Source organism: Ensifer oleiphilus, from assembly GCF_013371465.1.
Lineage (GTDB): Bacteria > Pseudomonadota > Alphaproteobacteria > Rhizobiales > Rhizobiaceae > Ensifer > Ensifer oleiphilus.
The window spans coordinates 83,943-105,044 of record NZ_JABWDU010000012.1; the positions used below are offsets into that span (position 1 = coordinate 83,943).

23 protein-coding genes are annotated in these 21,102 nt (G+C 58.4%); 10 read left to right on the top strand and 13 right to left on the bottom strand.

Translation table 11 applies throughout. The annotated features are described in order from the left end of the window. Nucleotides 1-165: 165 nt before the first annotated feature. Together HT585_RS29550 and HT585_RS29555 are read right to left on the bottom strand one after the other, a co-directional pair. Nucleotides 166-483: a FliM/FliN family flagellar motor switch protein gene (locus HT585_RS29550; protein WP_158556219.1), complete on the bottom strand. Its 318-nt coding sequence runs from the start codon at nt 481-483 to the stop codon at nt 166-168. Between the two features lie 161 nt (nt 484-644). Then, nucleotides 645-1,001 (bottom strand): hypothetical protein, encoded by a 357-nt coding sequence (locus HT585_RS29555; protein ID WP_176356357.1) that lies wholly within the window; start codon nt 999-1,001, stop codon nt 645-647. A gap of 367 nt (nt 1,002-1,368) precedes the next feature. Between HT585_RS29555 and HT585_RS29560 the strand changes: the two genes are divergently transcribed. Further along, a complete protein-coding gene (locus HT585_RS29560; protein ID WP_176356358.1) occupies nt 1,369-1,635 on the top strand; it encodes a hypothetical protein in 267 nt (88 codons plus the stop codon). Nucleotides 1,636-1,823: 188 nt separating this feature from the next. Then, complete coding sequence (locus HT585_RS29565; protein WP_176356359.1) at nt 1,824-2,294, top strand: hypothetical protein; 471 nt, start codon at nt 1,824-1,826, stop codon at nt 2,292-2,294. Here HT585_RS29565 and HT585_RS29570 read toward each other — a convergent pair. Then, entirely contained in the window at nt 2,284-2,940 is a 657-nt protein-coding gene (locus HT585_RS29570; protein ID WP_176356360.1) for a LuxR C-terminal-related transcriptional regulator, read from the bottom strand. The genes HT585_RS29565 and HT585_RS29570 overlap by 11 nt on opposite strands. Then, a complete protein-coding gene (locus tag HT585_RS29575) occupies nt 2,937-4,331 on the bottom strand; it encodes a sensor histidine kinase (protein ID WP_176356361.1) in 1,395 nt (464 codons plus the stop codon). Before HT585_RS29575 ends, HT585_RS29570 begins: the two co-directional genes overlap by 4 nt. A gap of 274 nt (nt 4,332-4,605) precedes the next feature. Here HT585_RS29575 and HT585_RS29580 point away from each other — a divergent pair, with 274 nt between their 5' ends. Both HT585_RS29580 and HT585_RS29585 read left to right on the top strand, forming a co-directional pair. Then, nucleotides 4,606-5,283 (top strand): hypothetical protein, encoded by a 678-nt coding sequence (locus HT585_RS29580; protein WP_176356362.1) that lies wholly within the window; start codon nt 4,606-4,608, stop codon nt 5,281-5,283. Nucleotides 5,284-5,480: 197 nt separating this feature from the next. Beyond that, on the top strand, nt 5,481-5,975 hold the full coding sequence (locus HT585_RS29585; RefSeq protein WP_176356412.1) for a YciE/YciF ferroxidase family protein: 495 nt from the start codon (nt 5,481-5,483) through the stop codon (nt 5,973-5,975). 397 nt (nt 5,976-6,372) lie between these two features. Here HT585_RS29585 and HT585_RS29590 read toward each other — a convergent pair whose 3' ends face one another. From HT585_RS29590 to HT585_RS29600, 3 genes are all read right to left on the bottom strand, one after another. Beyond that, nucleotides 6,373-6,762 (bottom strand): hypothetical protein, encoded by a 390-nt coding sequence (locus HT585_RS29590; protein ID WP_176356363.1) that lies wholly within the window; start codon nt 6,760-6,762, stop codon nt 6,373-6,375. A gap of 166 nt (nt 6,763-6,928) precedes the next feature. Beyond that, a complete protein-coding gene (locus HT585_RS29595) occupies nt 6,929-9,268 on the bottom strand; it encodes a PBP1A family penicillin-binding protein (protein WP_176356364.1) in 2,340 nt (779 codons plus the stop codon). Between the two features lie 800 nt (nt 9,269-10,068). Further along, complete coding sequence (locus HT585_RS29600; RefSeq protein ID WP_176356365.1) at nt 10,069-10,335, bottom strand: hypothetical protein; 267 nt, start codon at nt 10,333-10,335, stop codon at nt 10,069-10,071. Nucleotides 10,336-11,061: 726 nt separating this feature from the next. Here HT585_RS29600 and HT585_RS29605 point away from each other — a divergent pair. Then, the gene (locus HT585_RS29605; protein ID WP_176356413.1) at nt 11,062-11,529 is read left to right on the top strand and encodes a BA14K family protein; all 468 of its coding nucleotides are present in this window, start codon (nt 11,062-11,064) and stop codon (nt 11,527-11,529) included. 110 nt (nt 11,530-11,639) lie between these two features. Here HT585_RS29605 and HT585_RS29610 read toward each other — a convergent pair whose 3' ends face one another. From HT585_RS29610 to HT585_RS29625, 4 genes are all read right to left on the bottom strand, one after another. Then, nucleotides 11,640-12,266 carry an MOSC domain-containing protein gene (locus HT585_RS29610; protein ID WP_176356366.1) on the bottom strand — a complete coding sequence of 209 codons (627 nt, stop codon included), beginning with the start codon at nt 12,264-12,266 and terminating at the stop codon, nt 11,640-11,642. Between the two features lie 253 nt (nt 12,267-12,519). Beyond that, the gene (locus tag HT585_RS29615; RefSeq protein ID WP_176356367.1) at nt 12,520-13,416 is read right to left on the bottom strand and encodes an NAD-dependent epimerase/dehydratase family protein; all 897 of its coding nucleotides are present in this window, start codon (nt 13,414-13,416) and stop codon (nt 12,520-12,522) included. A gap of 285 nt (nt 13,417-13,701) precedes the next feature. Further along, on the bottom strand, nt 13,702-14,691 hold the full coding sequence (locus HT585_RS29620) for a sugar-binding protein (RefSeq protein WP_176356368.1): 990 nt from the start codon (nt 14,689-14,691) through the stop codon (nt 13,702-13,704). Nucleotides 14,692-14,738: 47 nt separating this feature from the next. Then, on the bottom strand, nt 14,739-15,719 hold the full coding sequence (locus tag HT585_RS29625; protein WP_176356369.1) for an NAD-dependent epimerase/dehydratase family protein: 981 nt from the start codon (nt 15,717-15,719) through the stop codon (nt 14,739-14,741). 188 nt (nt 15,720-15,907) lie between these two features. Here HT585_RS29625 and HT585_RS29630 point away from each other — a divergent pair, with 188 nt between their 5' ends. From HT585_RS29630 to HT585_RS29640, 3 genes are all read left to right on the top strand, one after another. Next, the gene (locus HT585_RS29630; protein WP_176356370.1) at nt 15,908-16,648 is read left to right on the top strand and encodes an ATP-binding cassette domain-containing protein; all 741 of its coding nucleotides are present in this window, start codon (nt 15,908-15,910) and stop codon (nt 16,646-16,648) included. Between the two features lie 35 nt (nt 16,649-16,683). After that, nucleotides 16,684-17,682 (top strand): ABC transporter permease, encoded by a 999-nt coding sequence (locus tag HT585_RS29635; RefSeq protein WP_176356371.1) that lies wholly within the window; start codon nt 16,684-16,686, stop codon nt 17,680-17,682. A 333-nt stretch (nt 17,683-18,015) separates the two neighbouring features. Next, the gene (locus HT585_RS29640; RefSeq protein ID WP_176356372.1) at nt 18,016-18,318 is read left to right on the top strand and encodes a hypothetical protein; all 303 of its coding nucleotides are present in this window, start codon (nt 18,016-18,018) and stop codon (nt 18,316-18,318) included. A gap of 187 nt (nt 18,319-18,505) precedes the next feature. Here the strand turns inward: HT585_RS29640 and HT585_RS29645 are convergent, their stop codons facing one another. Both HT585_RS29645 and HT585_RS29650 read right to left on the bottom strand, forming a co-directional pair. Continuing rightward, nucleotides 18,506-18,709: a cold-shock protein gene (locus HT585_RS29645; RefSeq protein WP_176356373.1), complete on the bottom strand. Its 204-nt coding sequence runs from the start codon at nt 18,707-18,709 to the stop codon at nt 18,506-18,508. Nucleotides 18,710-19,349: 640 nt separating this feature from the next. Beyond that, a complete protein-coding gene (locus HT585_RS29650) occupies nt 19,350-19,757 on the bottom strand; it encodes a group III truncated hemoglobin (protein WP_176356374.1) in 408 nt (135 codons plus the stop codon). Nucleotides 19,758-19,990: 233 nt separating this feature from the next. Here HT585_RS29650 and HT585_RS29655 point away from each other — a divergent pair, with 233 nt between their 5' ends. Together HT585_RS29655 and HT585_RS29660 are read left to right on the top strand one after the other, a co-directional pair. Beyond that, nucleotides 19,991-20,200: a hypothetical protein gene (locus tag HT585_RS29655; protein WP_176356375.1), complete on the top strand. Its 210-nt coding sequence runs from the start codon at nt 19,991-19,993 to the stop codon at nt 20,198-20,200. Continuing rightward, nucleotides 20,194-20,514, top strand: coding sequence for a DUF6522 family protein (locus tag HT585_RS29660; protein ID WP_176356376.1), 321 nt, complete (start codon nt 20,194-20,196; stop codon nt 20,512-20,514). Before HT585_RS29655 ends, HT585_RS29660 begins: the two co-directional genes overlap by 7 nt. Nucleotides 20,515-21,102 lie beyond the last annotated feature (588 nt).

A 21,102-nucleotide genomic window follows, 5' to 3' on the forward strand; every position in this document is an offset into this window, starting at 1 on the left:
CAGGCAGCGCCTGAGTGAGGCGCTCGCCAAATTTGCCACGGTAGAAGGCTGTTACCGCCACCTCTTGCCCATCACCGTCGTCCTCCAATCCTGCCACGAATGTCCTTTGCGCAACCAAAAGCGGCAGTTCAGGCTTGGCTTTGGGCTGACAGCGGCTGGTGTCAGTTACCGGCGCCTTCCGTGAGAAATCTCTACGATCTTGACGCCAATGGCGGTCTTGGACTCGTCGAAAACGATCTCGCCCCGGCCAATGACCGTGCCGTTGACCTTGAGGTCCACCGGGTCTCCAAAATTGGTGTCGAGATCGATGTGATCGTCGCGATGCAGCTTGGAAAGCTGCGCCACAGTCAATCGCGTCCGACCGAGGACGGCCTCAATGACGAGGGGGATGCCCTGGACGGCATACTCGCCGATCGGGGCGCTCTCTTGCGGGATAGGGGCATGCTCGATCTCCGGCAAGCCATTGTACAACGTTTCGTTCATCATCATGCACCACCCAAAAACACTGGTTTACAAGTCATTAACGAAAGGGTTGCGCCAGTTCGCCATGACAGGCAATGGCGCCGGGGAGGGCAGGACCCGTGCGTCTTATGCGAGCGTTAACGTTCCATTAACATCCACAGAGCCCGCACCTGAGGCGCCTCCTACAGTGTCATTGCGGACCAACTTCCTTCCTGTTTTTCGAACCCGATCGCTCGACTGCCATCCGGCAGCTTGTCACCGAGTCGCACGACATAGACATAACCGCCATAGACCATCAGCCCGCGATCACCGTCGCTAAATACAATCTCGAACTTCGGGGGCGCTGCGGCAACCGTGCCTTTTGAAGGGGCGGCCTCAGACGGGAATTCCACAGCGGGTTCGCTCCAGGGCAAGCCTGGGGGAGGTGCCAGGTAGAGTATCGCTGCCATGGCCGAAACTGCACAAATGGAAAGCGCCGCTATTTGTGGATTGAACCCAACTGACCCTGTTGTATTCGGCTGAAACGTCGCGGTGGCCAATATAAACTCCTCCTGTAACTTATGTGGTGACTAACCCGATCTGGGCACGCGATATCGTTGCGAGGTTGGCGCCTCTCAATTCACGGCAGGGCAACAGATTGACCTCGGAAATTCGCTTCATCTCGCGAATCGGAGCTTTGGGTGCTTGCTTCGAAACATTCCATTCAGACTTTCGAAGGACAATGTGATGGTGGCGGTTTCCACATCTTTCGATTGCTCGCTTGATGCGATCACACTCGACGGCTTGGGCCGGCCTTCGCATCTTGCAAGACTTTGGTCCTACATCGGATACGACTTCAGTCCGCTTTGACACCAACCTGCTTGTTGCGCACGCTGAGTAGGCGCGTGTTGGACAGGTGTCGCGGAAATGACGGTCAAGAAATCTCTATGCCGACTTCCTTCTAAGCTGGACAAGCAAGGACCGGCGATTAGAACGCACGCTCTTGAGGCGGTTCTCGAACTTTGCCATGCCTACAACCTGGCGGTGGTAGATCTTCATAATTTGCAGGTGGAAAAAAACCCGCGAAAAGAGGCGATCGGGAAGTTGGAAGGTCTGTGTCGAGACATTGAAGCGCAGATCATGTCATGTGACGAGAGGGTGGTTCCCGACGGCAAAGCGGAAGTTTCGAACTGATATCCTGCCACAATTCGTATGCCGGTGCTCCGGCACATTCACTTCAGCGATCCGGCGCTGTCATGTGAGTTTGTCGATCCTGTTGTTTCGATCGGGCTTCAACAATAGACGGCCGGTTTCGATTGGGAGTATGCCCAATCACGACAACCTGTATAAGCCCGGTTGAAAGTCTGATCTGAGGAAGTGCCATGCATACGCGTCGGAAGTTTCTTGCCGCATTCTGCTCGACGGCCGTTTGTCTGTCTGCTGTTGCCTTTCCTTATACGCTCGACCCTGGAGGTCAACGCCTTCAGCTTGTTCCACAGGAGGCCTTCGCCAAGAGCGGGGACAACAACGGCAACGGCGGTGGCAACGGCAACAGTGGTGGCAACGGCAACGGCGGCGGAAATGGTGGAGGCAATAGCGGAGGAAATGGAGGGGGCAAATCCGGAAATGAAAAATCGAGCGGCGGCAATGCTCGCGGCAGTTCGACGGGCGCCGGGGATGGGGGGGCAGCTCTCGGCCGCGATACCACCAGGATTGGCGTGCGTCATGCCGATGGCATGAGCGAGGAGATCCGTGACGGCCGCTACATCATGAAAGATGCACGTGGGCGCATGATCATCAACCGGAGGGCGACACTGGCCGACATGAAGCGAATTAAGTCCCTCACTCAGTGAGAGGGCGCCAATCGGCAGCGTCGCGCAGTAGCATGGCGGCCTCAGTCCGGTTCGTTACACCAAGTTTGGCCATGATCTGCGTCATATGGTGCTTTACGGTTTTCTCCTGAAGGTCGAGCTTCCGAGCGACGTGCTTGTTGCTCATGCCCGCGGCTACCAGCTGCAGCACTTCGTGTTCACGCGCGGTAAGGCTGGCGACCAGGGTCGTTAGGCTTGTTGTCCCTCGTGCGCGGTTGGATAGGAGTTTGGCTGAGAGCGCGGGAGTGACATAGCTTTCGTCCGCGGCAACGCTGCGAATGATTTCTGCCAGCGCTCGACCGCCTACACCCTTCAGGACATATCCGAGCGCGCCTCGGTCAAGGGCCGCGGTGACATCTTCGCTGGTTTCGGAAACGGTCAGCATGATAATCTTTTGCGATGGCGACAACTCGAGGATTGGCAGGATCGCGTTCAAACCGCCCCCAGGCATCGAGATGTCCAGAAGCAAGACGTCGGGACGCAGGTTTTCGGCAATGAGCAAGGCTTCGTCCCTAGAACTCCCCTCGGCAACGATCTCGAAGCCGCCGATCTCCAGCAGACTTCTCGTTACGCCTTCTCGAAACAAGGGATGGTCGTCGACGACGGCCACGCGTATCACTGTCGTCATGCCGCTTTTGTCTCCTGAGTGCTGATTGTCATCCGAACGATGGTGCCGGAGGCAGAGATCATAATCTCAAAGGTTCCGCCCAAGCTCTCGATGCGCTCTCTCAGTCCCTCAAGACCAAGGCCGGTTGGCTCCACGCGATCCGGGTCGAAGCCGGGTCCATTGTCCCCGACTTCGATCGTCACGCAGTCACCCGTCACTGATTGTGAGACACGTTGTCCTGCGCCTCCGGCATGACGATAGGCGTTGTTGAGAGCTTCCTGTACGAACCGGTATATGCAGATCTTTGCCGAAAGTGAGATATCAGCCGGTGGATCGACAATCGACAGTTCCACCATCGTCCCCGTTCGCTGTTGATGAGCGTGAACCACCCGATTCAAGATCTCGGGCAGGGTCGCGGTCTCGATCTGCGGCAGGACGAGGCCGCTGCAGATCGTCCGGATCTCCTGCATCGCTTCATCGAGACTTTCCTTGATTTCGCCTATGACGCGCTCGCGTGCGGCGCGTACTGATTTTGGGTTGGTGAAAGCGTCGCTGTCGAGCCGCAGGGAAGCGAAGGCCAGCAGTTGAGCCGGCCCGTCGTGCAGATCAGCGCCGATGCGACGCAGATGGCTTTCGTTGAGCGCAGTCGTGCGTTGTGAGGCGCGCTGCAGTCTCACGCGCAACCCTTCGTTCTGCTCAAGCAAGGTCGAAAGCTCAGCGATCCGCTCCTTGAGCGCGTGGCGCTGGCTTTCGATCGTCCGGCTGCCTCGCAGCACGATCGCTGAGAGGACCACGAAAAAGGCGAGAGTAAATGCTGCGACAGCCAGCCAGGTATAGAAGCGCGCTTGCTGGAGGCCGTGTTGAAAGTCGTAGGAGACTTCATGAAACTCCGAAACGGCGACGACCTCTCCTGACCATGGTTGCAACACCGGGTTATAGATCTCAAGGATCGGCATGTCGGCTGGGCGCCTGTCGGGCTGCACCGCAGATTGATCGAACAGTGCCACCATGGTGCCCGAGAATGCGGTCCGAAGTTCGTCGCTGAGTTCGAGCCGTTTCCCAATCTGCGCGTCGTCGCTTGAATAGAGAACCGTCCCGTCTGCCCGCCACAGGCGGAAGGACAAAAGACGGTCTCCCAGCGCACCTTGGCCAAGCGTTTCGTCGAGTGCGCGCGCGACTGCACCGTCAAGCACCTGTGTCCGTTGCATATCAGGCAACAGCGGTGCGATCACACTGTCGACATAGAGAGCGGTGGTTGCGGCAGAGTTCCGGGTGACTGCCTCCTCGATAAGGCGTGAAACAAACGCACCGACCAGCACCATTGCAGAGACTGCAACCAGGCCGCCTATCAACAGGAACTGAGTCGCCAGCGAACGGGCGTTCCAATTTTTGATGAGTTGGTTGGCGCGCAAGAGATTTCCCGGATCGACTGCTGGTCGCCAGCGTCGTTGTAGTACAACAAACCGATAATAACCTAAACGCTTGGACTGGCCGGTCAATGCTGCGGACCGGTTCTCACTCTTTCTCGGACCTTTGGCTGTCTGCCCGACCGGACCAAGGTCCTATGGGCTGCAGCAATGGTCCGGGGGGCATAGCCGCTCACTTTTGCTCAAGATAAGTTCGGCCCATCCACAAGCCCGGCCTTCGTCAAATCCTGTGCCGCGGCGATTCTAGGAGGAATTTCTTATGGTTTTCAACAAAGCAATCGCTCGTGGCATCGTGGCGCTGAGTTTGGCCGCAACTCTACCGATAGGCGGGATGGTGGGCACGGCGGGCACTGCCTTTGCCAAGGACGGCCACGGCAACTCGGGTGGCGGTGGAGGTGGTGGGGGCGGCAACGGCAACGGAAATGGCGGCAGCCGCGGCGGGGGCTCGGATTCCAACCGTGGGAAATCGGAAGCCGCGCGCGCAAACAACGACTCCCGCTCCAGCAAAGCCAGCGACAGGTCGACGTTGAAGTCGCTCTTCACACGGGACAAATCACCCGAGACAACAAGAAAACCCGCCAAAGTGGAAAGGCTGGCCAAGGCGCAGCCTCCCGGCGCCGGCGTCGGCACGCCGGGGCTGCGCTCGCTGAACCGCAACTATCACGCTTACATTTCCTCGAACGATCCGCGAATGACTGCAGTTTCTGCCTACGCGATGGCCTATGCTGAGTTCGAAGCGGAGAACGGCGTCGACGCCATCCCAAGTGACCCGGCCCTTAGCGACGAGGCCTTGCGCGATGCGCTAACCGGCTTCACGAAGGATGGCATCGTTACCGATGAGGTGCTTGACGAAGCCAAGGATATTCTTGGAGTTGGACCCGAGGTTGGCAAGATAGACCAGATCCGCGACACGCTTTCTCCCCCGACCGTGGAATGACAGGCCGGTTGGTCAACCAGGTAGACCAGGCCGCAGAGCCACTGGTGTTGTGGTCGACAACTTTGGCTCTGCATTCTCGCTGGCATTGCTGCGGTTTGCCACCTGTCGCCCCGGCGCTCCGTATTTTAGAGAGGCGAACTGGAACGATTTCGCCTTTGAATGCTTTCTCTCCTGCACACAATCAAGGGAGAACGTTTATGAAATCGCTGGCTGATATTTTCGAACACACGCTGCAGGACGTCTATTTCGCCGAGAACGCCATCACCAAGGCGCTTCCGAAGGTGGCCAAAGCTGCGAATAACGCCGAACTGCGGAAGGCGGCCGAGGAGCATCTTTCGGAAACGAAAGAGCAGATCAAGAAGTTGGAGCAGGTCTTCAAGTCAATTGGCAAGACGGCATCCGGTGAAAAATGCGATGCCATCGAAGGTCTGATCAAGGAGGCCGATGGTTTGATGAAAGAGGCTGAAGGGACTGCGCTTGACGCCGGTCTTTTGGCCGCTTGCCAAGCTGTCGAGCACTATGAGATCGCCCGGTATGGTTCGCTTCGCGAATGGGCAAAGGACCTGGGCCATGATGAGGCGCACAAGCTTCTGAGCGAGATTCTCGATCAGGAGAAGGCGACAAACAACAAGCTCACCAATTTGGCTGTCACGTCGATCAACAAGACCTCGGCGCGTTCCAAGGCAGCATAGCAATGACGAGGGCGGCACTGGCCGCCCTTTTCCCCCTTTCACATTGCCCGTAGACCTGCTTCTCGCTGAAGTAAGCGTTTTAGATGTGATAACTGGCCAGGTTACGCCAATTATCGAGTGCTCGGCCACGAATTCGCCAGCGCCCGTGTGGCGAGGATGAGGAAGATCCCATCCCCACCAGTCGTTCTGCATGGCGGGTATACCATCGCTGACGTGACGAGCATGTATGCTGCCCGATTTCTGGGATTAGCTCGGTTCGTCTTGACGGCAATCGCCTTCACTTGAGGTCGAAGCTGGTCTTCACGCTCAGTCGGGGGCCGTCGTCATCCTCAAAGTTAGCCCGAACACGACATGTGCGCATGCGGCGAAATCCGCGAGACGTCGCGGATTTGGGAGTTCACGCCAGACGTCCGACATCCTTCAAAATCGCGTATAGTTCCGCCGCCGCCTCGTTTTCTTCCCCGGCATCGAGCCAGATTGGTCCGATCGCAAGTTCGATTTCTTCTTGATACTTCTTGCCCAATACAAGACTGACGGTGTGGAGCCCCACGGCCTCGGATGTCATCGGATTGAAGGCGATGTGAAAGGAGCCATTCGCTATATCCTGCGGCATGTCGTAGACACGGGCAATATAGCCTTCAAAATCGCTCGTATCGCCTCGTTGCTCAAGCGCTGTCAGCAATGAAGGATGGAGGACCTCCATCGCGACCCTTTGTGGCATGACCCAACGGGAGCCTGGCTCAAGAGCCTCCTCGACATCACCCTTATCGGCTGGTTCATTGAACATTCTTGTTCTCCCCTTCCGAAAGGTATTGCTGTACCCGATCGCGTCAAGTGATGGCGACGTTGATATTTATGTCAACCGACATATGGAAAGCTGCTTCAGGATGGCGCCGCGATTGCGTGCGACGCGTTTCGTACAGCATGGTTCCAATCCAAGTGACAATCGGCGCCTACCGCTCACAAAGCCGTCGCTCTCCCCGATAAGGCTGATAGGTGCAATCCGAAGCTCGAAAAGATTGATAGCTCCGCGAGCAAGCCCTGATGTTGCAGGATGCTGCCGCTGGCGTTCTCTGGCTTGTCATGAGCCCGGTGTCTGGATCAATTTGGGGTGATTGCGACATTGCAGCCTGCATGAAGTCCCGCCAAATGCGCGCGGGAAGCGCTCCACCGGTCACGCCCTTCATTGGCCTGTCGTCATCGTTACCGACCCAGACGCCCGCAACAAGGTCCTCTGTAAAGCCCACAAACCAGGCATCGCGGTTGTTCTGGCTAGTGCCGGTCTTTCCGGCTGCAAATGCGCCCGGAGAAGCGTCTCGGCCAGTACCGCGCTCGACCACGAGTTGCAGGAGGCTGGTCAAATCCTGTTGGTAGGAGCCGAGGTCGACAGCGGCGGGAACCTGCGGCCCGACACGGAATGACTTGGCTTGGCCAGACGCCTGAAAATCGATCACGCCCCAAGGTTCGACAGGGGATTTTCCAAGGCGGATCGAGGCGTAGGCGCCCGTCAGGTCAAGCAGAGTGACTTCGGATGATCCAAGCGCCAATGCCGGCACGGAAGTAAGTGGCGCGTCTATGCCAAGCTCGCGGGCGGCGGCGATAACATTCTCAATGCCCACTTCCTGCGCCAGCGCAACGGTGGCGCCATTGAGGGATCGGGCGAAGGCCTCTGCAAGTGTCACCCAACCGCGGTAGCGGCCGGTTGAGTTTTGCGGCGACCAACCGTCGATTTCAATCGGACCATCGAATATCCTATCACCCGGAGTGAGGCCGATCTTGAGAGCTGCGTAAAAGACGAACAGTTTGAAAGTCGAGCCCGGCTGCCTCTTGGCGGAGACGGCACGGTTGAATTGGCTTGTCTTGTAGTCGCGTCCACCGACCATGGCGACGACCGCTCCGTCTGGCGTCATAGCCACAAGCGCTGCCTGCGACGCACCCAGCGCTTTCCCATCCTTATCGAGATTACGGGCAACCACATCCTCGGCAAGCTGTTGGAGATGAGGTACCAGGGTGGTGCGCACCGTTGTCGAACCTGGAGAGGTTCCCGCGATTTCGCCAGCCTGGGGCGAGATCCAGTCTGCAAACCAACTGCCCAAGCGCGGTGTCGGGCTGGTCGGGTGCAACTCGGCAAACTCCGCCTTCGCGGCGGTCGCATCCTCGGCCCCCAACTTTCCGTTTGCGACCATCGCGTCCAGGACCGTTGTCGTTCGTTCACGTGCGGCGTCAAAATCGTCTATCGGGTTCAATTGGCTCGGGGCCTTCAAGAGACCAGCAAGCATGGCGGCCTCCTGCACGTTGAGTGTGGCGATATCCTTGTTGAAGTAGATCCGCGCTGCCGCCGGCATTCCGGTGGCGCCGGAACCAAGGTAAACGGAATTCAGGTATCGCGTCAGGATTTCGCGCTTGCCCAGTTTCCATTCGAGCCAGAATGCGATGACCAACTCCTGCAGCTTGCGCTTCAGCGTCCGATCGCTCTCGAGATACTGAAGCTTGATGAGTTGCTGGGTAATGGTGCTGCCACCCTGGACAACCGTACCTGCCTGGAAGTTTCTGAGGATCGCACGCATGATCCCCTTTGCATCGACGCCGTAGTGATCCATGAACCGCCGGTCCTCGATTGAAAGAACGGCATCGACCAAATGTACAGGGAACTCCTCATATCGGGCGTAGTGGCCCTGAAAGGCGCCTTGCCTTACGATCGGATCACCGTCAGCGGCTTCAAGGACCACAACGGGTTTCAGGGAGCCATCGGCGATTTCTTTCCAAGGCACGTCCTTCAGTGCCCACACCATCGTCCCGATCGCCGAGATCAAGAAGCTCAGCAACACCGTCGAAATAGCGATCTTCCATGACCGTAGCGGAGCTGCCAAGGCACGAAACCAAGTCGACGGGGTGAAGGCGCCTATTGCACGGGGTATATTTCTGGTGGCTGAGGACAGAGTGGAAGCCGCTTTCCGCTTCAAATCGGGCGGCAATCGTTTGGCCGAAGCGTTCGCTGCGGACTTAAGCCTCTCGATCAGCGCGCGTGAAATCGCCAGGGCGCGCCGCCCGATCCTGCCCAGATCACGGCGAAATGCGGATGCAAGATGGCGAAGCGCGAGCTTGCTTTCCGGGAACACCAATGAAGGCGGCGCGGTGATTTTAGGATCCACTTGCGGGTCAGGACCAACAGTTGCTCCGCCGTCCTTGGAGCAGACAACTGCCTCGACAGAAATCCCAACGTTTTCTGGTCCGGCGCCGGAGGTCGCGTTTCCCCCATCGATCCGATCTGAGTTGTCTGAAGCGTTGTTCATTTCCTGCCGGCGCTGTTGTTGTGTCTAAGATTTAGCGCGGGAAAGGGCAGAAGAAAGGCGTCGATCCCAACGGCGGCTAAAGCCTTCGAGGTGACATGCGCGTTCGTCGTCGTCGCGGCTGGATTGAAGCGCCAGATATGTCGGGAACCTTACCGTGCCTTGGTCGTTCCATTCTCAATGATCAATTTAAGTCACCAAGGAGGCGGATATGCGAAAGTCCCTTCACAATATTCTGGCGGCAGGCCTCATAGCAGTAGGGGCCATTTCAGCCGTTTCATCCACGTCGTCGGCGCAATCATTAGACCTCTACATCGGCCCGGATGGGCGCCCGGACGTTCAGTTCCGCGACCGAGACCGAGACCGTCGCTACTACGACGAGGAGTACGAGCGGCCAGGGTGTAGCGAGCGGCAGGCGCTTCGCCGCGCCTCGAGACTCGGAGTTCGTGATCCGGAAATCCAGGCGGTGACGCGCCGACAAATCGTCGTTGACGGTCAACAACGTGGGCGGTTTGTGACCGTGGCATTTGCCAACCGGCCGGGCTGCCCGCGTCTGGGTTAAGCGAAATACCGCGAAACGATATCCGAGGCCGTCTGCGCGCTATTTGACTGTGCAGACGGAAGAGACTTGAGCAGCAGAGTGGGAAGGGCCCATCGTGATCGGAGGCAGTTCCCGAAGGATAAGCTGCTTCGACGCCCTCATCGCATGCGGGACTGGGAGCTGTGACCATTCCTATCGCCTATGAAACCAAGCCGGGCACGCTGGCAGCCATTCGTTCGGCTGGCAATCGCGAGCGACAAAACTATTGCAGCAGCCGCGCCCTTATCGCTTGTCCGATGATTGTCAGTTGCAGCGACGGTTCTCCACGCACCACGCTCTCTTCGACGAGATCCAATTGCTCCAGTCGCCCGACCAGCTTTTCCGACAGGCGCTTGTCACCAACAAGCCATCCGGTCCCCAGTTTTCTCTGACGGCGGAAGAACGCGATAGCTCTGAGTGCGTCCTGTTGACTGCGCGTCAGGCTTTTTGATGTGTCGACTGCGCTCGGATGTTTTGGCGAAGGGAGCATATAGCTACTCCTTTGCTGTTGCGCTGCGGATGTCGGCTCCACGCTCATAGGCCTCCTGTCGCTTGCCCAGAACGTCCTGCAGGGTTGCGATAACTGGCGCAGCACCATTTCTCGCGTTTGTCGACCGGCGGATAGCGAGCATCAACGTGTCGAGCTTCGATCGTGTTGGACCGAACCTCCGATGGAGCTGTAAAGCACGCTTGGCGCTGAGGTCATAAACCGCCGCGAATTCGTCGACGCTGTAGATCTCGCAGCATGGAGAGGGTGATTGCGATGTGTGATTCCGGGTTTCCATGGATGAGCAACGCCGGAGCTGCGCGACTGTTCCATCCGAGTTGCAGGTTCCCGGTCGCATATGATCCGACAGGCGCCCGCAATGACGTGTTCGATATGGCGCGTTCGTCGGCCGTGCAGGTGAGGGGGAGTGTGAAGGGCCGCACCCGTTTCCAAAAGGATCATCTCGCCGATGATTGTGGATGGCCGAGGCGATAATGAAAATCCTGCGTCGGACACGGCGCGCGCAAGGGTGTGTGTCAAGCCAAGTGCAGGCATTCCTCGACCGAAGGATTTCAATCCTTGGTGAATCGCAATGGATGGTTCCTGGCGATGCATAATTTCCCAACTCCAATCCGCTTTTGGAGTAGAATTATGCGGTTATCGAAATGGCTGCCGTGTTCCTGGCGCGCCGAGTTCGACGTGCAGCGCTGCAGCGGGAAGGTGAAAGCAATGCAAAGGTTTGCAATCGTTGCTCTGTCGCTTGTGACTGCGCTGACATGCGCTCCGCCGGCCAGCGCATTTCCTTTAATTTCTGCGCCGAAGATTGAGGCGCAGCAAGCTCAACCGGTTCAGTATCGCCGATATGGCGGCTATCGCGGTGGCTACTACAATGGTCATCACCATAATGGTGGCGATGATTGGGCATGGGCACTAGGGGGACTTGCAGCTGGCGCAGTTATCGGCGGCCTGTTGGCGCAACCCCGGTATTATGGTCCGAGCTACTACGAACCAGACTACTACGGTCGAAGCTACTATCGGCCGCGCTATTATGCGCCACGCTATTCGCGTCAAGTCTATTATGGCGGTGGCTCGCACACGCGCTGGTGCTATTCGCGATATCGCTCCTACAGGGCCTACGACAACTCGTTCCAGCCGTACCACGGTCCTCGACAAGTATGCGTCTCGCCGTACTATTGACCGCGCGGGCGAGTGTAGGAGGTCGTCTGGCTCATTGCGCATGAGCCGTGTCGCGCGCCCCTGTGAACCCAGGCACAGGGTCGAGCAATGGCTACATTCGGAGCCGCCCACTAGAATTTGACCGTGCCCGTCGAAAGAGAAGCACGTAGCTTGGCGTGGACCGGTACGGTCCGATAGCGCTCGATCAGATCTGTCGACGCCTTCTTGCCATGGTGACCCATCATTTCAGACATCAGGACCCGTTCGCCTTGGAACGGTTGGTACTTCACGACCGTTCCGGCCTCCACAAGACCAGGTCTGAGGACGCGACAATAAAAACCGGGTCGTGCGGCCTTGATATACCGTTTGGCAAATCCAGGATCACCCATTTTGTCGTTTAAGGTTCGACACGGCATTCGTGGCGCGGTCACCTCAAGGAGAAGCTCTCCGATCGTAAAACGATCGCCGACAGCCACGGTCCGGTTGTCGAGCCCTTCAAGGCAAAGATTTTCTCCCAAAACGCCGTGGGCGACGGGCCTGCCAAGTTCTTCTTCCCACCAGAGCCGTGTCAGGTTTCCCTCGACATAGACCGCCTGTTCCGGCCCGCCATGATATTTGCGGTTACAGACAGCGTCGCCGTCAAGACCGTCAAATCCAAACAGCATAGCGCTGCTCGTTGCATGCTTGTTTATCCCCGTCTTCATCTTCTTGCCGGGACGTGCCTCTGCTTTCCCCACGCATACTGTCATAACTCTCATTCGTCGCCCCTTAGCGGCCTGCAAACCGGTACATCGCGCGTTTATGGCAGCGCAAGCAGATTGCGATTATCAGCATCGCGAATGCCACAAGGAAAACATGTAGGGCGTTCAAGCAATTGCCAGATGTTTGTCCCACGAATCGCGACATGAGGAGAATCGAATCGCTCCGGCGGTTGCACGCGGACCGCATCTCTTGCGTGCATACGCGATGAACTGTTGGTTTCCTCGCTGTGCCCGATATTCGCCCGGCACTTCAGCGGGCGGAGACGTACTTTCTCCAGCCATGCTCGCCGCGAAACCCCAGCACTTCTCGCACCTTCCGGTTTGAGAGCAGCGTCTCGAATTCACCGAGTTCCCGCTTGAGCGGCGTGCCTGGATAGAACCGATCGATGAGTTCGCGGGTCGGCAGATCGGAAGAGGTGTCGTCGCTTGCGGCATTGAAAATCTGGAACCCCAGTCCGTCCTTTTCCACCGCGCGAAGCGTGATCTGGCCGAGGTCGCGCGCATCGATGTAGCTCCAGGCGATACGCTTGCGGAAGCCCGGGTCCGCGAACCATCCGGGAAACAATTCGTACTCATGCGGCTCGATAACGTTGCCGATGCGCAAGGCGTAGACGTCGATGCCGCTGCGCGCCGCAAAGGCTCGTGCCGTCTGTTCGTTGACAATTTTCGACAGCGCATAGCTGTCCATCGGATCGACATCGTACTCCTCGTCGAGTGGGAAGTAAGCCGGGTTGCGGGGTTCGTTAGCGAAGACGAGACCGTAGGTCGTCTCGCTGGATGCGATGACGACCTTGCGAATACCCAGTTTCACAGCCGCTTCGATGACATTGTAGGTCCCGAGCGCGTTGACTCGGAAAAGCTCGTTGTCGGGCGCGATCATGATGCGTGGGATGGCGGCAAAGTGCACGACGGCGTCGATCGGCTGCGGCCTCAAGGACAGGTCGAACTCGTGCAGCCCGGTGTAGCTCGAAAGAGCGTTAAAGACCTGCCCGCTATCAGTGATATCGGTGATGAGCGTCCTGACTTTGGGATTGTCGAGCGGACGAGTGTCGAGGTTGAGCACCTCGTGACCTCGTTCGACCAGGTATTGAACGACATGGCGACCGGCCTTGCCGCTACCGCCGGTGAAGATGATCCTCTTTGTCATTCTGCTCCTCACAGTGTGATATCTATGTGTTGTCTCTCACCGAAGCGCTCAAGCACCATAGAGTCGATGGCTCAAACAATCGGCCAGCCAAAGCCGCACGGCAAGGCGACCAACTGTGGTTTCGCGGCTGCCGATCAATAGGTTCCGATGCTGTCGATACCAGCCGCTCGCGTCAACAGGTACGGCGTTATCCTGCCCGCGCCAGCGCCGTCAAAGCGCTACGCGGGCTCGACCGGTTGCAGAAGTTCTATTCGGGCACCGACGACTGGTACCCGGATGAAACCGCTACTTTTGGATGCACGTATCGACCGTGTCTTTGGTGCATTCGTCCAGACCGGTGAACACCGGATCTTCCACCGGCTTGCCGGCGATCAGGTCCAGCATGACAGACGGCGCCTTGTAGCCCATTTCGAACGGACGCTGCCCGACGAGAGCCGTTACCAGACCTTCCCGCGCGATGGCGACCTCGTCACCGATCGTGTCGGCGGCGCCGATGACGAATTCGTTCTTGGCAATCTTTTCCGCCAGCGGCTTGAAGAGATCGCGGTATGGCTGCGGTGCGCCGAACAGCGGCCAGCCACCCATGATGCCGAAGGCGTCGAGGTCCGGGTTGGCTGCAAGAATGTCCGTCATCGCCTGGACGCCTTTGGCCCCGTCATCATTGGTGAAGACCGGGCAACCTGCGACTTCCGTCCAGCCTCCCTCGCCCTTGAGTTCCGTCAGCCCCTCCTTGCCAGTCAGCGTGTCGCGCATGCCCTGGGCCCGGCGCAGAATATTGTCTGCCCCCGGATTGCCTTCGATCGTGCAGATCTTGCCGCCACTCGGCTTGGCCTTCTTGATGTATTCACCTATCCGCGCGCCCATCAGGTAGTTGTCGGTTCCCAGATACGTCTTGCGCAGGGCGGAATCCTCCTTGGCGAGGTCGGCGTCGAGCGTCATGACCGGGATCGTCGGGTTGGCGGTCTTCAGGGTCTGAGCTATCAGTTTGGCATTCGAGGGCGAGATGGCGATTGCAGCCGTGTCGGCCTTGCCGAGCATGTCCTGTACGATCTGCGCTTCGCCGGCCTCGTCGGATGTAGATGCCGGGCCGGTGTAGAAGCACTCATACTCGGAATCCGGGTTTTCCTTGTTCCATTTCTGGCAACCCTGGTTGATCGCTTCGAAGAAGGGGTTGTCGAGGCCCTTCACGACGATGACGAGCTGCTTTTTGGCCAATGCCGGACCGGCGCAGAGCGCCAGGGCGGCAACGGCGGCCAACAATACTGTCTTTCTCATTCTTTCCTCCCGTTGAACAAGCGGACAGCGTCTGTCCGCGGCACAAATCAACCCGGATACCAGACGACACGAGGATCATTCGGCTGACGCTCGTATTGCCAGGCCGAGTCGATAAGCTTTTCGAGATCGTAATCAGGGCGCCAGCCCAAGAGGTACTTGGCCTTACTGTTATCCATCCAGTTCGAGTGGAATGCGCTGGGAACGTCGACCGAACCAAGGCCCCGGGTGCGTGCGAGGTAGCTTGCGACCTCGCCATAGTCGACAGGGCAGTCCATCGCGACATTGAAGAGTTGCCGTTCGGCACGCGGGTTGTCGATTGCCGCCAGGATCGCGGAGACTAGGTCGTTTACGTGCACGAAATTGCGTTTGAGCGGACGGCCATCCGCGTCACGCAGGAGCGGTACGGTTCCGGTTTCGGCGTATCGCCTTGCTTGCTCGGGCGCAAAAAGCGTCTTCCAGTCTGGGCCGCCAAACACATCGTCGCCGAATGACAGTGTGTGTTTGAAGTCATCCTTTTCCATAATCCACGGTGCGCGCAGGCAGCAACCGTTCGTACCGTATTGAATTGCATACTGCTCGAGCATCACTTCCTCGAGAACCTTGGACAGCGCGTAGCAACCGGGATAGGCGCTGTGCGGCGTCTTCTCGGTCACCGGGCCATCGTGGCGGTAAAAGAAATGGCCGATTGCAGCGTCTCCGCCAACGAGGATGAACTGGCTTGCGGAAGGACTGCTGCGGAACGCCTCGAGCACCCAGAACAATCCCTTGACCGTGATGTCCATGATCGCTTCGGGCGTTTCCTTGCAGGTCGCAAGGTGCACGACATGCGTGACGCCCTTCATGGCTGTTTCGACGGTGTCGCGGTCGGCGATCGTCCCGCAGATCAGTTCCACCCGCTCGGTTCGTTCGAGCTGGCGATGATGGCAGAGCGCACGGACCTGCGCCTGCGAAAAACGCGGCTGGTCAAGCAGCCTCTCGATGAGGTTGCGCCCGACCTTGCCCGTTGCACCGGTGACAAGGATAAGCATGCTCGTCTCCCACCGATGTCTAATATACAGAGCAACGTGTATTTGTCATACAAAACAAATTCTACGCAAAGGACGTCATTGACGGCTTCATAAGGATTTGCGTAAATAAACTGTCGACCGCTGGGTGAAGGCTGAGGAAGGTTCGCGCCCGTTGATGTGCCGGCGCGCTTCGGGAGGCGAGACGGCCGGTGGCGACACTCGAGATCACCAACATTTCCAAGCACTTCGGCGCCATTCAGGCGGTCAGCGACGTTTCGCTCTCGCTGGAGGCGGGGGAGGTTGTTGGCCTCATGGGAGATAACGGCGCCGGCAAGTCGACGCTGGTCAAAATGATTGCCGGGAACTTCCGTCCGAGCCAGGGAACGATGCGGCTCAACGGCAGCGAGATCGTGCTGCATCGGCCGATAGAGGCAAGGCAGCACGGCATCGAAATCGTTCACCAGGATCTGGCTCTCTGCAACAATCTTTCGGCGGCGGCCAACGTTTTCCTTGGGCGCGAACTCAGGCGCGGCTTCGGTCCTTTCCGTGTTTTGGACTATAAGGCGATGTACAGGCGCGCTGGAGAAATCTTCAGGGAGCTTCGATCGGAAACACGACCCCGCGATCTCGTCCGACAGATGTCCGGGGGGCAACGGCAGGCGGTCGCGATCGCGAGGACAATGATTTCCGAGGCGAAGATCGTTCTCATGGACGAGCCCACAGCCGCCATATCGGTGCGCCAAGTCGCCGAGGTGCTGCATCTGATCCGAGGGCTGCGCGACCGTGGCATTGCGGTCGTGCTTATCAGTCATCGTATGCCAGACGTTTTTGACGTTGCCGATCGCGTCGTGGTCATGCGGCGCGGCCGAAAGGTTGCCGACAAGCCTATTTCGCAGACATCGCCTGAGGAAGTGACGGGATTGATTACCGGCGCCATCGAAAGAGGATGAGCGCTGCAGGGCTGCATCGAGGGAATGCGTAAACGATGGCAACGACGCTCGACCAAACGATAGCTCAGAAACGGCGCACCCTGGGCGCTGCCGTCCTCGCCAACCAGACCTTCTGGGTGTTGCTCGCCGTGGTCCTGGCGTGCATCTTCCTGTCCTTCGCGACGGATTCGTTCGCAACGTCGAAGAACCTCTACAACATCACCCGCAACGCCACTTTCGTGGCGATTATTGCCCTCGGAATGACGCTGGTTATCATCACCGGCGGCATCGACCTGTCGGTAGGGTCGGTGTTGTGCCTGTGCAGCATGGTGCTCGCGGTGGTCATGCATTCCGGCTACAGTATCGAGGTCGGCATAGCCGCCTCGGTGGCGACGGCACTTCTGATCGGGGCATTCAACGGCTTGCTCATCGCTTATGTCGGGTTTCCCCCTTTCGTCGTCACTCTCGGCATGCTTTCGATTGCGCGAAGTCTGGCGATGGTCGCGTCCAACAACACTGTCGTCTTTCAGTTCGGCCCGGACCACGACAAGCTGCTCGCTCTTGGCGGGGGGGCATGGTTGTTCGGCATCGCCAACCCGGTGATCTACATGATCGCTTTGACGCTGCTGACGGGATTCGTCCTGCGGTGGACACGGCTGGGCCGCTATATCTACGCCATCGGCGGCAACGAACAGGCGGCAACTGCCACCGGTATTCCGGTGCGCCCGATCAAGGTCGGCGTCTACATGATTTCGGCCCTTTCGGCCGGCGTTGCCGGCATCGTCCAGACCGGCTGGCTCGGAGCGGTGACAACCAATATTGGCGCCGGAATGGAATTGCAGGTCATCGCGGCGACCGTGATCGGCGGTGCGAACCTAGCCGGTGGCACAGGCACGGCCCTTGGCGCATTGGTGGGTGCTGCGCTCATCGAGGTGATCCGCAACAGTCTCGGGCTGCTTGGCATCAACGCATTCTGGCAGGGAACGTTCATCGGCGGCGCGACCATCCTCGCTGTCCTTTTCGATCGCATCCGCAATTTCCGGCAATCTGAGTAGCTCAACGACCCCACGCGGCGCTGTGAAGGCGGTCGAGCCACTGCGGTCTCTTCGTGCTCTATATATACTGTCGGCCAAGTACGCCTGAGACGAAATCATCTGCGTCCGCCGGCACTTGCGCCTGCCTGTAAGCTTCCTATCTGTTGTGCCATCGTCGACATGGAGGCTCGAGATGGACCAGCTCTCAACCAATGCCGTTTCCGATCCCGAAACCGAAATCATCCCGCCGGAGCCCAATGAATGTGTCTCGGGGAACGCGATGATATGCCTGTGTTGTCAAAAGATGCGCTCGGCCTCGCGGATGGACAGCGACGGTTGTGGCATTTGTGACGAATGCCTTGCGCCATGACCGGGACGGTTTCAGAGCTGTCGCCTGACGCTCACTTTGAGTTCCAGAAAGCGCTCGAGGAGCTTCCCGAAGGATATGTGACCGGAATTTTCCAAGGTCGCACATGGTGTGCGACCATCAAGCGTTCGAACGATGGGAAACGACTGTGGCTGTACGGCGAGGAGCTGGGTGGCACGGATGTGGTCAGCTTCAACCTTTATGTGCTCGATGCCATGAGCACCCTGAAGCCATGCGAAATGTCATCGGCGAAGGTCGTCGATTTCGTGCTCGGTTTTGAACGCACCTGAATTGGCGATCTCTTTCCGGTATTAAAGCATGTCGCTCAAAAGTGAGCAGCGTTCTTGCGATAACAACATGCGTGAAAACAAGAACTTAAAGCGCGCCAGCGCATCTGAAAGATCGCGGCGCGATTTAGCTCTAGTCGTCATGCCGAGCGCATTCGGCCATGACTGTCCGGTGTGACCTTCAGGAAGCTCAGGCTGGTCTGACGTTTTCTGCCTTGGATTTGCCCGTCTTGCGGTCCTGACCAAGCTCGTAGCTGACCTTTTGCCCCTCGCGAAGCTGACCACCGCCCTCAACGCCCGACAGATGGACAAACACGTCTGCACCGCCGTTGTCAGGGGTAATGAAGCCAAAGCCTTTGTCCTGATTGAAAAACTTAACTGTACCGATTGCCATGATCTTCCTCGCCAACTGAGCGCCTACGCGCTGCCGATGGAGCTTATTCGACGCCGCCTCCTCTCGCAACCGCCCACACGCGCGGAGTGGTTTTATCTCCCAGGGCGAGATCTGCCTCACGGCTCTGTCCGCCGTGATCGAGCAGCCCCTCGGTATTTTCGACGACGTCGTCAGCGTTTTCATCGCCGTTTCAGGTTTGGCAGCGGTGTTTCGGACGGTCAGGCGTGGGCATCGGCGATGAGAGCGAGGGTGTTCGACCGGGGCTATAGCTCTTGCAGGTTCGTGGCCAGATTTTTTCCTCGTCATTGGACCAGAAACGCGCCGCTATTCGAATAGTGCCAAGCCTTGTCGACGGTGCACGTCAAGGACGCATTCACAGGCTATGTCGTGAACACCAGTGAGGACCCCGAATCTCTGGTCGTGGATCCGGAGACGCGCCGTTTTCGTCGTCGCGGGGTTGCGCCATACCAACCGAGATCTCGTCAGCCTGCCTTTGCGGGCCTACGTCTCAATCGGACACCTGGCGGCGTCAGCGGTCTTGAGGGTTCTGTCGGAAATCGGCTTTGTATCGCATTTGCATGGCTCCACGGTGCGGCAAACGCTGTTTTGTGGTCGGTCGGTTCCGCCATATACCTGCCGGCTACAACTGCTTGGGGGGCAGCTTGATCGCATTCGGTCCGATGTTGAGGCCGATCTGCAAGCTCTCGGCGATCCGCTTTGCGCGGTCGAGAAAGAAGCCAGCCGCCTCACCGGTGCAATGTTGGGAAACGGTTGCCTCGAACATTGAGAGCCAACGCTCGAAGTGTTCCGGTATAAGTTCGAGGCCTTGGTGGACGACGTGAGGCTTGCCGCCATACCGGCCCGTTCTCAGGGCAATGGACGACCAGAAGTCGACGAGCGTTGAAAGATGTAGATCCCAATGCTTGCCGATGCGCCCGTTGAAGATCGGTCCGAGCAAGGGGTCGCGACGGATACGGTCGTAGAAGTCGTGTACGATCGCCCTTATAAGGTCTTCGGATATGCTGGTTGGAAGCAGCGTCGCACCCATGGTGTTTCCATCAATGTCCTCTGATTGGGCATTCCTTAGGCCTCAAGAACGATGCTGTAAATCGGCGGCCGTGCGGCATGCTGTCATCCTGGCGACGCAGAGGTGGCCCCTGCCACACATCATGCTTGCGTCAGCGCAACGAGGGCATGCCACCGCGAGCCTAACAAGGACCAGACAGGTTTGCCAAAGTGCGTCCCTTGGGGGCGATCGAAGACAGCGAAGGGCTAAGCGTTATGATCGAGATGGAAGAGAGGGATCCGACATTTTGCGACTGCACACTTGAGATCGCCGAGCTGTTGGCCAGCATGCCGGCCACGGGCGGCGTCGGTGGATCCTTGTTCGATTTTCTTGCCGTTCGCCTGGAGACATCGCGTGACCGTCTGCAGCGGGCCGGCCCAGGCGCGAAAGAAAATGCTTTATCGGAAAGAGCAGTCAAATGCTGACATTGAAAAGCCGGCGCATTCTGCATGTCGAACGCGATGCCACTGGCGATTTCTCTGTGCCAGCGGCAACGATGTCGTCGGCGCTGCGTCTTCCCCCAACGGAACTGAGGAACCGCCTCAGCCGCGGCGAAGTCAGGAGCCAGGTTGAGATCGGTCAGGGGGAGCACGCTGGAACATTCAGGCTGACGCTGCGATGCGGCGGTCGCGTCTGGACGGCGACCGTAGCGGTCGACGGCACCGTGATCGACGAAGCCTTCTCGTTTGATCGCGAGAGGCTGGCCAACTGGCGCCGCCGCCACCGCAGTGCCAGTTAGGGTCCTACAGTGGTTCAGATCATCGGCTGCTGCGATCTCTCCGGACAGAAGTTGCGTTCGACAAGGCACGATCAGGCAATATGGCTCAGGTTCTCAACCGATCAGCGGGTCACTGCTTTGTCTCTCTGCTTCTACCTGCAGCTGGCCGGACGGTTGGTTTCGACCGTCTGACCGCCGGGCGGAGAATGGATGTTATTCGAGCATTGGCCGCATGTTCGTAAAGGCGCTCGTCTCTCGGTCATGATCGCGTCCATGGCAATGTCCGTACCATTGCGGACGGATCATCTCGATCTTCTGCAGTTACAAGCCCACCCCGATCTCAAGAGGTCTTGGTTTGAGACCGGCGAGGGTACCCCGGCCCTTGCCCAGGCGGAGATCGTCTCCGTCGAACCCTATCACAGGTGCGATCACGATCGATCGTTGGATGTCCCGTCCGGCAGCCGGTACGGGTATGCGCCCACGCCCCCTTCCAGCGGCTCACCTTGACGCCACAACCGCTTCCTCAGCTGTCCAAACGCAACTTCCAGATCGGGTGTGAGGCCGGCACGGTACCGGAAATCAGGCAGTTCACGGTGCTGACGGGAAGTG

Coding starts and splice junctions, on each gene's coding strand:
- HT585_RS29560 (WP_176356358.1), top strand. CDS start 1,369: ATGACGGTCAAGAAATCTCTATGCCGACTTCCTTCTAAGCTGGACAAG.
- HT585_RS29655 (WP_176356375.1), top strand. CDS start 19,991: ATGATCGAGATGGAAGAGAGGGATCCGACATTTTGCGACTGCACACTT.
- HT585_RS29570 (WP_176356360.1), bottom strand. CDS start 2,940: ATGACGACAGTGATACGCGTGGCCGTCGTCGACGACCATCCCTTGTTT.
- HT585_RS29585 (WP_176356412.1), top strand. CDS start 5,481: ATGAAATCGCTGGCTGATATTTTCGAACACACGCTGCAGGACGTCTAT.
- HT585_RS29580 (WP_176356362.1), top strand. CDS start 4,606: ATGGTTTTCAACAAAGCAATCGCTCGTGGCATCGTGGCGCTGAGTTTG.
- HT585_RS29600 (WP_176356365.1), bottom strand. CDS start 10,335: ATGCTCCCTTCGCCAAAACATCCGAGCGCAGTCGACACATCAAAAAGC.
- HT585_RS29590 (WP_176356363.1), bottom strand. CDS start 6,762: ATGTTCAATGAACCAGCCGATAAGGGTGATGTCGAGGAGGCTCTTGAG.
- HT585_RS29660 (WP_176356376.1), top strand. CDS start 20,194: ATGCTGACATTGAAAAGCCGGCGCATTCTGCATGTCGAACGCGATGCC.
- HT585_RS29605 (WP_176356413.1), top strand. CDS start 11,062: ATGCAAAGGTTTGCAATCGTTGCTCTGTCGCTTGTGACTGCGCTGACA.
- HT585_RS29645 (WP_176356373.1), bottom strand. CDS start 18,709: ATGGCAATCGGTACAGTTAAGTTTTTCAATCAGGACAAAGGCTTTGGC.
- HT585_RS29625 (WP_176356369.1), bottom strand. CDS start 15,719: ATGCTTATCCTTGTCACCGGTGCAACGGGCAAGGTCGGGCGCAACCTC.
- HT585_RS29650 (WP_176356374.1), bottom strand. CDS start 19,757: ATGGGTGCGACGCTGCTTCCAACCAGCATATCCGAAGACCTTATAAGG.
- HT585_RS29595 (WP_176356364.1), bottom strand. CDS start 9,268: ATGAACAACGCTTCAGACAACTCAGATCGGATCGATGGGGGAAACGCG.
- HT585_RS29620 (WP_176356368.1), bottom strand. CDS start 14,691: ATGAGAAAGACAGTATTGTTGGCCGCCGTTGCCGCCCTGGCGCTCTGC.
- HT585_RS29640 (WP_176356372.1), top strand. CDS start 18,016: ATGCCTTGCGCCATGACCGGGACGGTTTCAGAGCTGTCGCCTGACGCT.
- HT585_RS29610 (WP_176356366.1), bottom strand. CDS start 12,266: ATGAGAGTTATGACAGTATGCGTGGGGAAAGCAGAGGCACGTCCCGGC.
- HT585_RS29635 (WP_176356371.1), top strand. CDS start 16,684: ATGGCAACGACGCTCGACCAAACGATAGCTCAGAAACGGCGCACCCTG.
- HT585_RS29550 (WP_158556219.1), bottom strand. CDS start 483: ATGAACGAAACGTTGTACAATGGCTTGCCGGAGATCGAGCATGCCCCT.
- HT585_RS29615 (WP_176356367.1), bottom strand. CDS start 13,416: ATGACAAAGAGGATCATCTTCACCGGCGGTAGCGGCAAGGCCGGTCGC.
- HT585_RS29565 (WP_176356359.1), top strand. CDS start 1,824: ATGCATACGCGTCGGAAGTTTCTTGCCGCATTCTGCTCGACGGCCGTT.